The following is a 16,279-nucleotide window of genomic DNA, read 5'->3' on the forward strand; positions in this document are numbered from 1 at the left end:
GGCTACTTTTATGCTTGAAACAGATGCCACTCAATTACAGAAAGGCTACGGTTTGGTATAAAATACTCTATAAAAGGTATAGAAGAGGAAAATGCTGAGGTATTTGATGTGCGGATCAGCTATCCGTTGCTGACAAATCCTGCTACTGGCGAATCATCGGTCGAAGTGATAGAAACAAAGGCTGGTTGCATTGATGAATCTAATTTTGACTATTTCCACAAGTCTACGGCCCACGGAAGGCGTATCACACAAGAAGAACAACTTAGGATTTTAACGTACTAATACGAATAATGGAAAAATCTTAACTAATTGGTTATAAGTAAAAAAGCCTTGCAAATCAGCGAATTGCAAGGCTTTTAGATTGTATTATATGTGCACTCGTAGGGATTCGAACCCCAAACCTCCTGATCCGTAGTCAGGTGCTCTATCCAATTGAGCTACGAATGCGATTTACATTTTTTGCGGAGTGCTCTTTCCAATTGATGTCGAGCGCGACCCCGGTACGAATGCATTGCTGTGAAGCATTTCCCGTTGATTGGGAGTGCAAAAGTAGGGAGAAAAAAGACGTTTGTCAATCTATTTTCCGGAAAAATTTGGTTTGCGCTTCATCAGGAAGGACCCAATGCCTTCCGCAGCATCGGCCGAACGGCCTAATGTGTCCTGATTGTCAGCTTCTTGTTCGAGCTGGTGGGCCAGGTCGGAGTATACGGATTGATCCAATACTTTTTTCATTAGACCGATGGCAAGGGTAGGGGCGGAGGCATAATATGCCACTACGGTATCGACAGCTGAATCCAATTCCGTTGCAGCCACCGAGCGGCTTACCAGTCCAATCTGAGCCGCTTCAGGGCCATATACGCGTCGGCCGGTGCTGCATAGCTCAAACGCGCGTTGTGGACCAATGAGCCGGGGCAGAAAAAAGGTTGATCCCGCATCGGGCATCAGGCCAATGTTGACAAATATCTGGCTGAAATACGCTTCGTCGGCGCAGAGAACTACGTCGCAGGCCAGTGCCAGGGAACAACCCGCCCCGGCAGCTACGCCATTAATGCGGCCGATAACCGGTTTGGCTACGTTGCGAATCGCCTGAATCATGGGGTTGTAGGTTGTCCGGAGGGCATCGCCCAGCGCAAGCTGCCCGCCCGAGGAAGCCGCATTCGTGACGCCTTCTTTCAGGTCAGCACCCGAGGAAAAGGCTTTGTCGCCCGCGCCGGTGAGAACAATGACCCGGACCTGCTCATCGGCACCGGCGGCTTCAATGGCGGCCGTAATGTCGCGAATCAGGCCGGGGCTAAGGGCATTGTATACCTGAGGGCGGTTGAGGGTGATCCGGCAAACCGTATCGGTAATGTTATAGAGAAGATTATCGTACATGGCAAAAGGGCATTTGGAAAGTCCCGGCCGGTTAAGTCGGGGGCATGTTAAAAAAACCAATACACGGTGAGCAGGCTGACCAGCAGACCAAGCGCCAGACCGGCGCTAACCTGGGCCGGTGTGTGGGCATTGAGCTGCAGCCGGGCGCTCGCCACAAAACCCGACAGCATCACCAGCAGCAATAAGGGGATGAACAGGTCCGTTAGCCCAAACCTGAGCATGAGGCTGCTGATAATGCCCACTACGCCCCCAATGCCAACGGCGTGCGCGCTGATTTGCCAGGACAGGCTGATGAGGCCCACAAACAGAATAGAAACAGCAATACTCCCAATAATAATGCCGATTTCGGGGGCCATCGTCGACAGTACCTGCATTTGAAAGGTGAACAGATAGGCCGTAATCAGGTAAATCAATGCCGTCAGGAAATACGGCAATCGACGGTCGGCCAGCGTGTTCAGATACAGGCTTTTAACGTATCCACTGCGGTAGAGGTAATAAATTAGCAGGGATGGGACCATGAAGGTGCCCACAAAAATCAGTACCAGTAGGCTCAGTCTCAGCGAGGGAGAAAAGACATCCAGTCCCAACACCGTTGGTACGCGAAACAGCAACAGGCCAAATAAAAATGTCGGCATCAGCAACGGATGAAGCACTGCCGACAGGAAGTGGGCAAAACGGGAGGTCAAAGGAAAGTATGAATTATAAATGATGAACGATCAACGACCGGCGAGACCGGTGTTGACCTGGTCCACAAAGTTAACAACTCAGGGCATTCATCATTTATAATTCGTTCGTCTTACAATTGCTTCCGGAGCCGGGCCACCGGAATGTTGAGTTGTTCGCGGTATTTGGCAACGGTCCGGCGGGCGATATTGTAGCCCCGGTCGTTCAGTATTTTCTCCAGTTTATCGTCGGAGAGGGGATGAAGCTTGGGCTCCGCATCGATCAAATCTTTCAAAATGTTCTTGACTTCCCGGCTGCTGACATCCTCGCCCGTATCGGTCGAAATGCCTTCGGAGAAGAAATATTTGAGCGGGTAGATGCCAAATTCGGTTTGTACGGCCTTGCTGTTGGCCACCCGCGAAACCGTAGACACGTCCATGTCGATCAGGGTGGCAATGTCTTTCAGGATCATGGGCCGCAACCGCGACTCATCACCGGTCAGGAAAAAGTCATACTGATAACGCACGATGGCGTTCATGGTCTTGAGCAGCGTTTGCTGGCGTTGCTTGATGGCGTCGATAAACCACTTGGCCGCATCCAGCTTTTGCTTCACAAACGAAACCGTTTCTTTCAGGTTTTTATTTTGTTTTTTGCTCTTGTCGTAGGTGTCGAGCATGTCGGCAAAAGAGCGGCTGATCCGCAACTCGGGGGCATTTTTGGAGTTCAGGGTCAACTCCAGTTTGCCGTTGTTATTCGTCAGCAGGAAGTCAGGGATCAGGTATTGAATAGTCCCCGATTCGCCTTCGATAGAGCCTGGCTTGGGGTTTAGCCGGATAATAATGTCGATTACCCGTTTGAGCGAATCGTCACTGATGTTGAGCCGACGCTGGATTTTATCGTAGTGTTTTTTGGAGAATTCGTCGAAGAACTCGTCAATAATTCGAATGGCCAGCACGTTGTACGGGTCCGACTGGTCTTTTCGCCGAAGCTGTAGCAACAGGCATTCAGGGAGTGACCGGGCGCCGATGCCTGCCGGATCGAACGACTGAATTTTTTGCAGCACTTCTTCCACTTCATCCGCATCGGTGAATACGTTCTGAGAGAAGGCCAAATCGTTGACAATGGCCTGAACGGACCGCCGGATATAACCGTCGGCTTCAATGCTGCCAATGAGTTGTAAGCCAACAATGCGCTGTTCTTCAGTCAGTTGAAGGTAGCCGAACTGTTGGAGAAGCGAGTCTGTCAGGCTTGAGCTGGTCGCCAGGGGCATATCGCGTTCTTCCTCCCCATAATTACCATCGCCCTGCATTTTATACCCGGCATAATCTTCATCCTGAATGTAACTATCAATGTCGAGGTCGTTATCCCGGTCTTTGTAGTCGTCGGTTTCATCGTAGGGGTCATCCTCTTTTTGGTCATACTCCTCGTCCATACCTTCTTCCAGAGCCGGATTTATCTCCAGCTCTTCCTCAATGCGCGTATCCAGTTCAACTGTCGGTATTTGTAACAGTTTAATGAACTGAATCTGCTGAGGAGACAGCTTCTGCTGAAGGGATTGTGAAAGACTTAATTTCTGCATGGTGGTGCTGCGAGCTGTGGATTATTGTGTTACGTTGAGTGAGTAAGAGTCTGGTAAAAGTGCCCCTCACAATTATTAGGCCAAATTAACCAAAAAATGTTTTTGTCTGCATGATTTTCTATAAAGCTTCGACGCATTACCTTCGTAGTGTATGACAAATAAGCTTTATGACACCTCGCTCAGCCTGCTGACCGATTTGTATCAGGTAACTATGGCTTATGGTTACTGGAAAACGAAAACATCGGAAAAAGAGGCTGTTTTTAACCTCTATTTTCGAAGAAATCCATTCAATGGCGGCTTTACCATTGCCTGTGGCCTGGCTAATGTAATCGGGTACATCAACAATTTTGGCTTCTCGAAAAAAGACTTACGTTACCTCCGCACCCTGACAGGTCATGATGGCGACCCCCTATTTGAAGAGGCTTTCATCGATTATCTGGGCGACCTGAAACTAACCTGCGACATTGAAGCGATACCCGAAGGAACGGTCGTGTTTCCCAACGAACCGCTGGTTCGGGTAAGAGGGCCAATTTTGCAGTGTCAATTGCTGGAAACACCCCTGCTGAATCTCATTAATTTCGAGTCGCTGATTGCCACAAAGGCGGCCCGGCTTCGGCTTGTGGCCGAAAAAGACACCTTGCTGGAGTTTGGCTTACGGCGGGCGCAGGGTGTCGATGGAGGCATGACGGCCAGTCGGGCGGCTTATATTGGCGGCTGCGATGCCACGTCCAATGTGCTGGCGGGCAAGCTGTATGACATTCCGGTTCGGGGGACGCACGCCCACAGTTGGGTTATGTCCTTCGATGATGAGCAGCAGGCGTTTGATGCCTACGCCGATGCATTGCCCAATAATGTAACGTTGCTGGTGGATACGTACGACAGTTTGCAAGGCGTGCAGCATGCCATCGAAACCGGTCGAAAATTGGTGCAGCGTGGGTACAGACTAGCGGGTATACGGCTCGACTCCGGCGATTTGGCTTACCTGAGTATTGAAGCGCGTAAATTGCTGGATGCTGCTGGTTTTCAGGATACCTCTATCGTTGCCAGCAACGATCTGGACGAAACGATTATCAATAGCCTGCGACAACAGGGAGCAAAAATCAATGTCTGGGGCGTTGGTACCAAACTCGTGACGGCCTTCGATCAACCTGCACTCGGCGGTGTTTATAAACTGGCTGCGCTGCGGCACGAATTGCCCGCCGGACAAACACCAAATGGTAAGGCTCCCCATTGGGAATACAAGATGAAACTGTCTGAGCAGGCGATCAAAACATCAACGCCGGGGATTCAGCAGGTGCGCAGGTTCCGTGATGAACGGGGTTTTCTGGCCGATATGATCTACGATCTGGAAAGCATGGGGAGCCAGGACGGCAAAACAACCACGATGATCGATCCGCTGGACTTTACCAAACGCAGGCGGTTTGAGGCCACCCAGGACTACGAGGATTTACTAGTTTCGGTCTTTCAAGCTGGGAAGTGCGTTTACTCGTTGCCGGATATTCACGCCGTGCGGGAGCGGGTACAAACTCAGTTAGCGAATTTACACCCCGGCGTAAAACGATTTGTGAATCCGCACACCTATCCGGTAGGTCTCGAAAAAGGCCTGCATGAACTGAAAACAAAACTGATTCTAACACTTCGCGAAGGCCAGACGCAGGTGTGAACATGAAAAAAGTGATCATTCTGACGGGCTTGAGTGGCAGCGGGAAGTCGACGTTTGCGCAACGATTCTGTCTTGAAAACGCCAATTGGCTCCGCGTCAACCGCGACGATCTACGGCGAAGTCTTCTTCCGGTTTCGCTGGGAACATACTGGAAAACCTGGCCCGATCAGGAGAAAGACCGCATCGAAACTCTTGTAAATGAGTTGCAGAAAACCGCTATTCTGGACGGGCTCAGGCGGGGCTGGCATGTGCTCATTGACAACACCAACCTGCGGCAGCGCTATTTCAACGACTTTCGCAAGCTCCTGATGACGCATTTCGATGAAGTGGAAGTCAGCTACAAACTGATTGATACGCCCCTCGACGAATGTATCCGACGCGACAGCGCCCGGCCCGATTCAGTAGGCGAGGACGGTATTCGGCGGCAGGCCGAACAATTGGCCACTCTGAAAACTAATTTCAGGTTTGAGCCGGAAATTGTGCGCCGGAACGCTTTGGCCAACGATCGTGCTTCCGGCTCATCGCTGCCCTACTGCGTGCTGGTCGACATTGACGGTACCGTAGCGCAACGCGGAGACCGCTCACCATTTGACTGGCACCGGGTGGGCATCGATACGCCGAAGTGGCCAATTATTCGACTGGTGCAGGCGCTAAAGTCGTCGGGCTACACGATTATTTTTTTGTCGGGTCGTGATGCCATTTGCCGGTCAGAAACGATGGCTTGGCTTGAGCAGTATTTTGACTGGAAATCGGCCGACTACCAGTTGTTTATGCGCCCCCGGAATGACAATCGAAAAGATTTTATCGTAAAACATGAACTGTTTGACCAGCACATACGCGACCGCTACCAGGTTGAACTGGTCATAGACGACCGTCAGCAGGTTGTCGATCTGTGGCGCCGAACCCTCAAGTTAACCTGCGTACAAGTGGATTATGGTGATTTCTAATGGTCAACCGAGGTTGTTTTAACGAATACTTTCCTGGGACGGCGAGGACACTGTCCCTTTTGCCGAATAGGCAGGCCATTGCTGATGCTCAGGCGGGCGGTGAAGGCACGGCCCTCGGCGCCCTCAAAAGCGTTTGGCTTCTCTAGGTAATAATAGGTTACTGGCTTCCTATGAGAAATTATGTTTGGCAAATCATCGCTAATCCAAACTATATTCTAATTATTTTTTAATTTTGTCTGCCATAGCTTTTGCTTAAAGCGGTGCTCTGGTTACTGTACGGGTACGTAATCCTGGCAAAGCAAAATCCTATGTATGTCCTCTCTTCTCATTTGAACTAACCTGTTACTCAATGCTTCACAACAGAACTACTCAACAGCGTGGCTGGATGCTGCTTATTTCCTTGCTGGCGGTTTCGCTTGCCGGACGCGCGCAGGACGCGTTAACCTACCAAACTCCGCCCAAACCGCTGGCTGATCTGGTGACGATGCCGCCCACTCCCAACGTGAGCATGTCGTCGAAAGGGGATATGATGCTCATTCTGGAGCAGGCTTCGGCCCCCAGCATTGCCGAACTGGCGCAACCTGAACTCAAACTGGCTGGTTTACGGCTGAATCCTGCCAATACGGGACCTAGTCGCGCCCGATACATAACGGGTTTGGCGCTTAAAAAGCTGACCGACAAAGATGCGAAAGCCATAACAGGGCTACCGGCCACGCCCCTCCTTAGCTTCGTTCAATGGTCACCAGACGGAACGAAGGTTGCCTTCGCTAATTCGACGGATAGCCAGATCGAGCTCTACATTGCCGATGTCGCTACAGCAGCCGCCAAGAAGGTTGGTTCTGTTGTGCTGAATGCCACGCTGGGTGTACCGTATCACTGGGTATCTGACAGTAAAAATCTGATTGTGAAAACAGTGCCCGTTACACGTGGTCCGGCCAGTGAGGTGAGCCGGGTACCCGCGGGCCCTACCACCCAGGAAAATGTGGCTGGTGCACGCGGTCAGGCCCCAACTTACCAGGATTTGCTGAAAAATCCCTCTGATGAACGGCAATTCGCGTTCTACACGACGGCGCAGGTGGCGCGGGTAGGGCTGGATGGGTCGATGACCAACATTGGGCAGCCGGGTATTATCCTGTCAACCGATCCGTCGCCGGATGGTAACTATGTTATGATCGAGACGGTCCACACGCCGTTCTCCTACCTGGTGCCGGTTGGTCGGTTTCCGCTCAAAACGGAAATTTATGCGATGGCCGGTTCACTGGTGAAAAGCCTGAACGATGGCCCTTTGCAGGAAAGCGTTCCGTACAGCCGCGATGGCGCTCCCACTGGCCCTCGCGATTTCACCTGGCGGGCCGATGCACCGGCTTCGGTTTATTACACCGTTGCTCAGGACAAAGGCGATCCGAAAGTGAAAGCCGATATTCGGGATAAGGTTTTTATGATCGACGCTCCGTTCTCGGGGGCGCCCAAAGAAATCTACGCGGCCCAATTCCGGTTCGAAAACTTTGAATGGGGCAATGAGTCCACCGCGCTGGCAACCGAACGGTGGTGGCAGAACCGCAAAACCATCACCAAAACGGTTAATCCCAGTAATTGGCAGACGGCCGTTCTCTTTGACCGTTCGTATGAGGACCGCTACACCAACCCCGGCCAGCCCGACACCAAACAGAATCAGTATGGTCGTGATGTGCTGAATCTGCTCCCGAACGGCGAGATTCTGATGCTGAACGCAATAGGCTCCTCGCCCCAGGGCGATCGGCCGTTTGTCAGCCTGCTAAACCTGAAAACCAAACAGAGCCGCGAACTTTGGCGGTCGGCGGCTCCTTATTTTGAGCGCCCTGTGGCTGTTCTGGATGCTACGAAGCAGGTCATTTTGACAACCCGCGAAACCCCCGATGAGAATCCGAATTATTTTGTCCGGAATCTGAAAGCCCGAATCGCGCCGATTCAGGCAACGTATTTCCCGCATCCTTACCCCCAGTTGAAGGGGGTTCAGAAGCAGCAGCTTCGCTACAAGCGGGCGGATGGCGTCGAACTGACAGCTACCCTGTATTTGCCCGTCGGTTACAAGAAAGAACAAGGTCCGTTGCCGACGTTTCTGTGGGCTTACCCGGCCGAATTCAAAAGCAAAGAGGCTGCCAGTCAGGTATCCGGATCGCCCTACCAATTCAACCGGATCAGCTATTGGGGTGGCGCTGCTTTCGTGACGATGGGGTATGCTATTCTGGACAATGCCAGCATTCCAATTGTGGGCGAAGGCGATAAAGAACCTAACGATACGTATGTGGAGCAACTGGTGTCGAGCGCGAAAGCGGCCATCGACGAAGGGGTTCGGCTGGGTGTGGTCGATTCGAGCCGCGTGGGTGTGGGCGGGCACTCGTATGGTGCATTCATGACAGCCAACCTGCTGTCGAACAGTAAGCTCTTCAAAGGAGGAATTGCCCGGAGTGGCGCTTATAACCGTACGTTGACACCTTTCGGATTTCAGAACGAACAGCGGAGTTACTGGCAGGCACCGGATGTGTACAACAAAATGTCGCCGTTTATGAACGCCGATAAAATGAAAACGCCCCTGTTGCTGGTTCATGGCGAAGCCGACAACAACACTGGTACCTTCCCCATTCAGTCTGAACGGTATTACAACGCCCTCAAGGGCTTTGGAGCTACCACAAGACTGGTGTTTTTGCCCTACGAAAGCCACGGCTACACGGCCAAGGAGTCGCTTCTGCACATGCTGTGGGAAATGAACGGCTGGCTCGATAAGTACGTTAAAAATCCCGCCCCCTCGGCTACGGGTCAGGCTAACAAAGCCGGAAAGCTGAGCGGAGGAAACAACGAGAAGTAGAGCACGTGTAATACCCTCGGGTACGATCTTTATTGCACAGCCGGACTGGAATTATTCAGTCCGGCTTTTTTTGTGTAAACGTATTGCAAATCCATAAGCCACAGGTGTAGTCTCCTATTGGGTTAAGCGTAGTCCCAGTCTACGTTCAGCAAGCTAGTCAGTATCAGGCAACCGAATATCTGTATTTTAATAAGTTTTTTTAAGACTTTATGGTTATTTAGTAATAACATGATAATTTGGTAATGTTAAAATAACATTAAAGAAATGTAGCAGTACTCTCTTTGCAGTTCGAAAAAAACGCTCATCCTCTGCATGAAAAAACAGCTCTATTTAAGTCTATTATCAGTACTCTTCGTTTATTTCACCATCAACAAAGCAGTAGCTCAAACAACACAGGCGTCTATTTCGGGCATTATTACCGAGGGCCAGAAGTCACCCTTGCCGGGGGCAACCGTCCGGGTGCGTAACGAGTCGACGGGTTTTTCGACCGGGACCGTGACAAACGTAAAAGGTGAATACTTTTTCAAAGAAATTCCGCTCGGCGGCCCATACACGGTAACGGTAACAGCAGTTGGCTTGGGCGAACAGCGCCGAACGGGTTATATGGTTAACCAGGGTGACGACATCAAGGTTAACCTGACTATGGAGGAAGCTGGGCAGGACCTGGAAGTCGTACAAGTCGTAGCGTCGGGACTGAAAAACAAAACCGATATTCTGGGTGCGGCTACGGCCATCAACGCCAAAACGCTGGTGTCGTTGCCTGTCAACGGCCGGAACTTCACACAACTAATCAACCTGTCGCCCCTGACAAACAGCAGCGGTAGCCTGTCGGGGCAACTTGGCTCGTCGACCAACTATACCATCGACGGAATGACGGCGAAGAACCCAACCTCGGCCGGTTCGACCACAAGCCGTAGTGGCGCGCCCTATTCTATTTCGATTGAAGCAGTTCGCGAATTCAAGGTGATTACCAACCAATACGATGTCGTATACGGTCGGGCCGGGGGCGGCCTGGTGAGTGCTGTAACAAAAGCCGGTACCAACAAACTGACCGGCAGCTTATTTAATTACACCCGCGCCAACTGGCTGTCGAGTCAGTACGACATCCGGGGTAACCAACGGAACGTACCGTTCTCGACCAATCAGTTTGGTTTCTCGCTGGGAGGACCGATCATTAAAGACAAGCTTCATTACTTTGTGGTCTGGGATCACCAGCAGGATTCACGCCCGCTTATCATCGCTGACGTTCAGACACCCCTCGATGAGAGCCGGTTCAACGTGACCAACACGACGCTTAACCGTTATGTCGAGATTGCCCGCAGCAAGTATGGCCTTGCCAATACGCAGCAGTTTGGGACGTTCCCTAAAAATCGGGGTACTGATGCGGGTTTTGCCCGCATCGACTGGCAGATCAATGCAAACAACCTGCTGACGATCCGTGATAATTACACCAACGACCGCAATAAGCTGGGTCTGGCCGACAATACGGCTATTAATCTTTATGAATCGTACGGCAACGACTACAATGTCGATAATAGTTTGCTAGCCACGCTTCGCACGACGTTTACGCCTAAAATTACCAATGAGCTGAAGCTGCAACACCTGTATACGTATCAGAAAAGTAGTCCCGGCGATCAGTTGCCAGCCGCCAATATTCCGCGCAACATTGTAGAGAACGTGGTATCGACGGTAGATGGACGGACGTTGTCGACCAATATTCAGATGGGCGGTCATCGCTTCGCGCAGGAGGGCTTCACGAATAATGTCTTGCAACTGGTCGATAACTTCTACTACAACACCGACCGGGTTCAGTATACATTCGGAGTCGATCTGATGTACACGCATGCCAAATCGCTCTATGGTAGCGAAGTGAACGGTCGTTTTCATTACATCAATGATGCAAATGGCACGGCGCTCGACAACTTCAATAACTTGAAGCCGTACCGTTTCTACCGCGAAGTTCCGCTCGTGGCCGATCCTACTGTTTACAGCAACATCCTCAATATGGGTGCTTACGGACAACTGAGCACAAGCTTGATGCCAGGCCTGGAGATGACAGCTGGTTTACGTTTTGACTATTCTGTCTATCCTAAAGCGCAGTTTAATCAGCTGGTATTCGACGAACTGAAACTACGTACCGATAACCAGATCAAAACCTTTATTCTACAGCCGCGCATTCAGTTTAACTGGGATGTTAACAACCAACACCGCGATTTTGTCCGGTTCGGAGCCGGGGTATTTGCGTCGGACATTAACAACTACATGTTGATTAACAACCTGACCTTCGACGGCAAACATTTTGCCACCGTCGACGTACGGGGGGCTAACGTACCATCGCCTGACTTTGCTGCCTATCGGAGCAACTACGCTAGCATTCCGACGCTGGCGCAGTTTCAGGTGCCAACGATCAACATGACCGGACCAAATGCTAAAGTACCAACGCTGTATAAAGCCAACGTCTCCTATTCACGCTTCCTGACCGACAAACTGAAAGTAGGTATTTCCGGGTATATGTCGTTGGGCCGTAATAACTACATGTATGTCGACCGAAATATGGTAGCCGATCCGTTTTTCCGGCTCGCCAACGAAGCTAACCGGGGTGTGTACGTGCCGCTGGCGTCAATGCCTGCTAACGGGGCCGGCGACTGGCAGTTGGGCCGAATCAGTAATCGACTGGGCCGGGTGCTGGAGTTGAACAGTGAAGGCCGCGTCAATCAGTTCGCTGCCGTAGTCGACGCGACCTGGCAGTATTTCCGCGACGGTGAAATTACGGCGAGCTATACCTGGAACGACGCCCGCGACAACGTTACCTACAATGGCAACGTGGCTAATACGGCTACACTCGTATTGCCCGTGAAAGATGATCCGCGTAACTTAAGCAACATGACCTATTCCGACAATCAGTTCCGTAATAAGGTTGTGTTCTACGGTACGTTGCCTTCGTTCTTCGGGATTACACTGGGCGTTCGGTACACAGGTATTGGTGGTACGCGGTACTCGCTGTTATCGGGTGCCAACACCAACGCTGATTTCGTCGCAACGAACGATCTGGCTTTTGTCTTCGACCGGAACAGTGCCGAAGTACCGGCCAACGTTCGGACGGGTCTGCAAACGCTGCTCGACAATCCCGACGCCAGCCAGAGCCTGAAAAACTACATCAACGCCTATTCAGGTAAGATTGCCGAGCGCAACGGCGGTATCAATGGCTTCTACGGTGTACTTGATATCCGGGCCTTGAAGCGGTTCCGGATTTACAAAAGACATGCTATTGAGGTGTCAGCCGATATTTTCAACTTTGCCAACCTGCTGAACCGCAACCGGGGTACGAACCGGTCGCTGGGTACGCAGTCTTTATATGGGCTAGGTATTCCGGCAACGAGCACGAGTGCTGCCGTGCCGAACTTCAGCCAGGCGACGCAGCAGTATAATTACCGGGTCAATAACTCGGGAGCCGTAACCCCGTCGGGCGACCCGTTCCAGATTCAGTTGGGAGCACGGTATAGTTTCTAAGCGGGCTTTTTTAGTCTCGCCGGATTATAACCCGGCGAGACTAAAAAAGCGTAGGATTCCTGCAGTTTATTTACCCAATCTAAATTACTCCAAGACGTGAATACAATGAAAAATATAGGATTACTGGCGTTGTTGCTGGGTTCGCACCTGCTGATAGCTCAACCAAATTTTAACCGGGAAGGTCACCGGGGCGCTCGTGGGCTCATGCCGGAGAATACGGTTCGGGCCATGAAAAAGGCGATGGACCTGGGCGTTCAAACGCTGGAACTGGATGTGGTAATTTCAAAAGATAAGCAGGTTGTTGTATCGCATGACAATTATATGTCGTCGGATATTTCCCTGAAGCCGGATGGTTCGCCCGTTACGGCCGAAGAGCAGAAGAAAATCAATCTCTATCAGTTGACCTACGCAGACATCAAGAAGTATGATGTTGGGAGTAAGCCGCATCCACAGTTTGCGCAGCAGCAGAAATTTCCGGCCTACAAGCCACTGCTTTCAGAATTGATCGACTCGGTTAATACATATGCCAAAGCGAAGGGACTCCCCCTGCCTATGTTCAATATTGAGATTAAATCCAATCCGGCAACCGATGGGGAGTATCATCCTGAACCAACAGAATTCGTCAATCTGGTAATGGCTGTTTTACAAAAGCAGAAGCTTGGGAAGCGGTTGATCATACAGTCGTTCGATGTCCGGCCGTTGCAACTGATTCATAAGCAGCAGCCCGACATTTCGCTCTCGTACCTGACCGCGAATGCCAAAACGCTGGATGAAAACCTGGCAGCGCTGGGCTTCAAACCAAATACCTACAGCCCTTACTACAAAACGGTAACCGCTGAAACGGTGAAGGCTTGCCATGATCAGGGCATGTTGATTATTCCCTGGACGGTCAATACAAAAGCCGAAATAGACAGCCTCAGGCAATTGGGTGTAGATGGCATCATCTCCGATTACCCGAATCTGTTCTAAGCTTCGTTTTTGGGCAGGACAGTTGTTCAGTATACATTCGTTAGCTGTTTAGAATTGAGTAAACGAGTGTGTTTTTGTCATCCCGACAAAGAAGGGATCATAAAGTCGCCTGTCACCGAAGATCCCTCCTTTGTCGGGATGACAAAAACACACTCATTTTAAGTAGTTTATTGACAAGAATAAAAATCCTAAACAGGATACATCTGTTAATTTGACGCTAGCAGAAGCCGGGAGGAGGTAAAACTCGCCCGGCTTTTTGCGTTGGTCGGTAGCCGTGATTTTGTGGTGTCAATAGTGCCGTCGGGTTCTTAAACCCGACGGCCAAGATTTCTTAAAACTTGTAGGTACGCTTTACATTTCAATGAGGTTTTGAGAAACCTCACGTGTCAGTTTTGAGAAACTGACACCACCACACGACAGATTTTAGTGCCATTTTCCAACACATTCCCGCGTCATCAAATCTATTTTCGCCCATCTTTGTTATCCCTACAACGTTGATCTAACTACTGAATGAACTGGGCGAGGCTTCTTCGTCGTAACGCCAATCATTTGCTCTTTCGCTATTATACATGAAACTTCTTAAAGTAGCCGCTGGCGTCCTGAATCAAATCCCGCTCGATTGGGAGCATAACAAGCAGAATATTATCAATGCCATCGAGGAAGCCCAGCGCCAGAATGTCAGTCTGCTGTGTTTGCCTGAGTTCTGTATCTCGGGCTACGGTTGCGAGGATGCGTTTTTTGCCCAGAATACCATTGATCAATCCATTGCTTCACTGCTGGACATTGTTGAGTACACAAACGATATTGTAGTGGCCGTCGGGCTGCCGTTGCGGCACAACAACCGTACCTTCGATACGGCCTGTCTGATTGCCAATAAGCGGATTCTGGGTTTTACGGCCAAACAGTATCTGGCGAACAATGGGGTTCATTATGAAACGCGCTGGTTCCAGCCCTGGCCGCCGTTTGTTCGGGATGAAATCAAAATCGGTGATTTTACGTACCCTTTCGGCGATGTCGTGTATGACTTGTCGGGCGTGCGCGTCGGTTTCGAGATTTGCGAAGATGCCTGGGTGGCGAGTCGGCCTGGCCGGCTTCTGTACGAACGGGGGATCGATATCATTCTGAACCCAACGGCCAGTCACTTCGCCTTTTTGAAGTCGCAGGTACGCGAGCGGTTTGTTGTTGATGCGTCGCGCTCGTTTGGCGTCAGCTACGTATACGCCAACATGCTCGGTAATGAAGCGGGCCGGATCATTTACGACGGCGACTCAATGGTAGCCTCCAATGGCGAACTGCTGGTGTCGGGTCCACGCCTAAGTTACGAGGATTTTGTTATTGTTCCGGCAGTTATCGACATCGAAGCAACCCGCCTAAACCAAACGCAGAACCGCGCCAACATCGCACTGGCTTACCCGAATCTACGCATAACGGACCGGTTCGACTGGCCCGACATTGCCCCTGTCATCCAAAAAGCGCAGCTCGAAGGCTGGGAGCGGGGCGGCTACCTCAAAGAAGAGGAATTTGCGCGGGCCGTTGCTCTCGGTCTGTTCGATTACCTGCGCAAGAGCCGTTCGCAGGGGTATGTGCTTTCGTTGAGTGGTGGTGCCGATTCGTCGGCTATTGCCGCCCTGGTTTTCCTGATGATCCGGATGGCCATTGAAAATATAGGCCTGGATGGCGTCAAGAAAAAACTGAGCTACATCAAAGCCATTCAGGACTGCAAAACGGCGGAGGAAATAGTGAGCAAACTGCTGACCGTGATGTATCAGGGAACGGAAAACTCATCGGATGATACATTTAACTCGGCCAAGGAATTAGCCGACGACATTGGCGCGACCTTCCTCAATATCAACATCAATGGGCTGGTCGAAACCTACACCGGGCTGGTTGAAGAACAGTTGGGACGCAAATTGTCGTGGGATACCGACGATCTGGCGCTGCAAAATATTCAGGCACGGGTACGGGCTCCGAGTATCTGGATGCTGGCCAACATCAACAATGCCTTGCTGTTAACCACTTCCAATCGCTCCGAAGCCGCCGTTGGCTACGCCACCATGGATGGCGACACGGCGGGCAGTATTTCGCCCATAACGGGCATCGACAAACACTTTCTACGAGGCTGGCTGCGGTGGCTGGAAACCGTTGGCCTGAATGTGAAAAACGCCCCCGAACCCACCGACCGCACGGCCTCGACTATTTTGCCAACGGAGCCGGATGAGCTGATCAAAGTAAAAGGCCTGAAAGCGGTCAACAACCTGCAACCCACCGCCGAACTCCGGCCACAGGATAAGAAGCAGACCGATGAGGACGACCTGATGCCCTATGATGTGCTAAACTCGATTGAAGAGTCGGCCATCCGCGATAAGCAATCGCCGGTTGAAGTGCTAAAGCTAATGGAAGTTCGGTATGCCGGACTGCATGACCGTGACAAACTCCTGCTTTGGGTCGAGCGATTCTTCAAACTCTGGAGCCGCAACCAGTGGAAACGCGAACGGTACGCGCCTTCGTTTCACCTGGATGACCACAACCTCGATCCCCGCTCGTGGTGTCGCTTCCCGATTCTGTCGGGTGGTTTCAACAAAGAACTCGCCGACATGCGCGACTGGGCCAACGAACAGAAACCCAATGGGCGGAAAGGCAATCCAGCCCGGGGCAAAATTGGGTTTTAGGGAAAAGAACGTAAATTGGCCGCTATGCGATGCGTAACGTTCGAGACGTAATAGCGGTGT

At 51.2% G+C, this 16,279-nt stretch carries 9 protein-coding genes and 1 tRNA gene; 6 read left to right on the top strand and 4 right to left on the bottom strand.

Features of this window, described 5'->3' with window-relative positions:
- Positions 1-373: 373 nt before the first annotated feature.
- The 4 genes from SD10_RS06395 to rpoN all read right to left on the bottom strand — a co-directional run bounded on the left by SD10_RS06395 (position 374) and on the right by rpoN (position 3,616).
- Positions 374-447 (bottom strand) — tRNA-Arg (locus SD10_RS06395).
- Between the two features lie 129 nt (positions 448-576).
- Positions 577-1,374, bottom strand: a complete 798-nt coding sequence (locus SD10_RS06400) for an enoyl-CoA hydratase/isomerase family protein (protein ID WP_046376192.1) — start codon at positions 1,372-1,374, stop codon at positions 577-579.
- A gap of 47 nt (positions 1,375-1,421) precedes the next feature.
- The gene (locus SD10_RS06405) at positions 1,422-2,060 is read right to left on the bottom strand and encodes a hypothetical protein (RefSeq protein ID WP_316933129.1); all 639 of its coding nucleotides are present in this window, start codon (positions 2,058-2,060) and stop codon (positions 1,422-1,424) included.
- 110 nt (positions 2,061-2,170) lie between these two features.
- Positions 2,171-3,616 (bottom strand): RNA polymerase factor sigma-54, encoded by a 1,446-nt coding sequence (gene rpoN, locus SD10_RS06410; protein WP_046376194.1) that lies wholly within the window; start codon positions 3,614-3,616, stop codon positions 2,171-2,173.
- 151 nt (positions 3,617-3,767) lie between these two features.
- Here rpoN and SD10_RS06415 point away from each other — a divergent pair, with 151 nt between their 5' ends.
- The 6 genes from SD10_RS06415 (at position 3,768) to nadE (ending at position 16,219) form a co-directional block, all read left to right on the top strand.
- The gene (locus tag SD10_RS06415) at positions 3,768-5,279 is read left to right on the top strand and encodes a nicotinate phosphoribosyltransferase (RefSeq protein ID WP_046376195.1); all 1,512 of its coding nucleotides are present in this window, start codon (positions 3,768-3,770) and stop codon (positions 5,277-5,279) included.
- A gap of 2 nt (positions 5,280-5,281) precedes the next feature.
- Positions 5,282-6,226, top strand: a complete 945-nt coding sequence (locus tag SD10_RS06420; RefSeq protein WP_046376196.1) for a phosphatase domain-containing protein — start codon at positions 5,282-5,284, stop codon at positions 6,224-6,226.
- A 349-nt stretch (positions 6,227-6,575) separates the two neighbouring features.
- Positions 6,576-9,071, top strand: a complete 2,496-nt coding sequence (locus SD10_RS06425) for a S9 family peptidase (RefSeq protein ID WP_046376197.1) — start codon at positions 6,576-6,578, stop codon at positions 9,069-9,071.
- 312 nt (positions 9,072-9,383) lie between these two features.
- Positions 9,384-12,581 carry a TonB-dependent receptor gene (locus SD10_RS06430; protein ID WP_046376198.1) on the top strand — a complete coding sequence of 1,066 codons (3,198 nt, stop codon included), beginning with the start codon at positions 9,384-9,386 and terminating at the stop codon, positions 12,579-12,581.
- Positions 12,582-12,686: 105 nt separating this feature from the next.
- Positions 12,687-13,550, top strand: a complete 864-nt coding sequence (locus SD10_RS06435; protein WP_046376199.1) for a glycerophosphodiester phosphodiesterase — start codon at positions 12,687-12,689, stop codon at positions 13,548-13,550.
- A gap of 569 nt (positions 13,551-14,119) precedes the next feature.
- On the top strand, positions 14,120-16,219 hold the full coding sequence (nadE, locus tag SD10_RS06440; RefSeq protein WP_046376200.1) for an NAD(+) synthase: 2,100 nt from the start codon (positions 14,120-14,122) through the stop codon (positions 16,217-16,219).
- The last annotated feature ends 60 nt before the right edge of the window (positions 16,220-16,279 follow it).

Source organism: Spirosoma radiotolerans (genome assembly GCF_000974425.1).
GTDB classification, from domain to species: domain Bacteria; phylum Bacteroidota; class Bacteroidia; order Cytophagales; family Spirosomataceae; genus Spirosoma; species Spirosoma radiotolerans.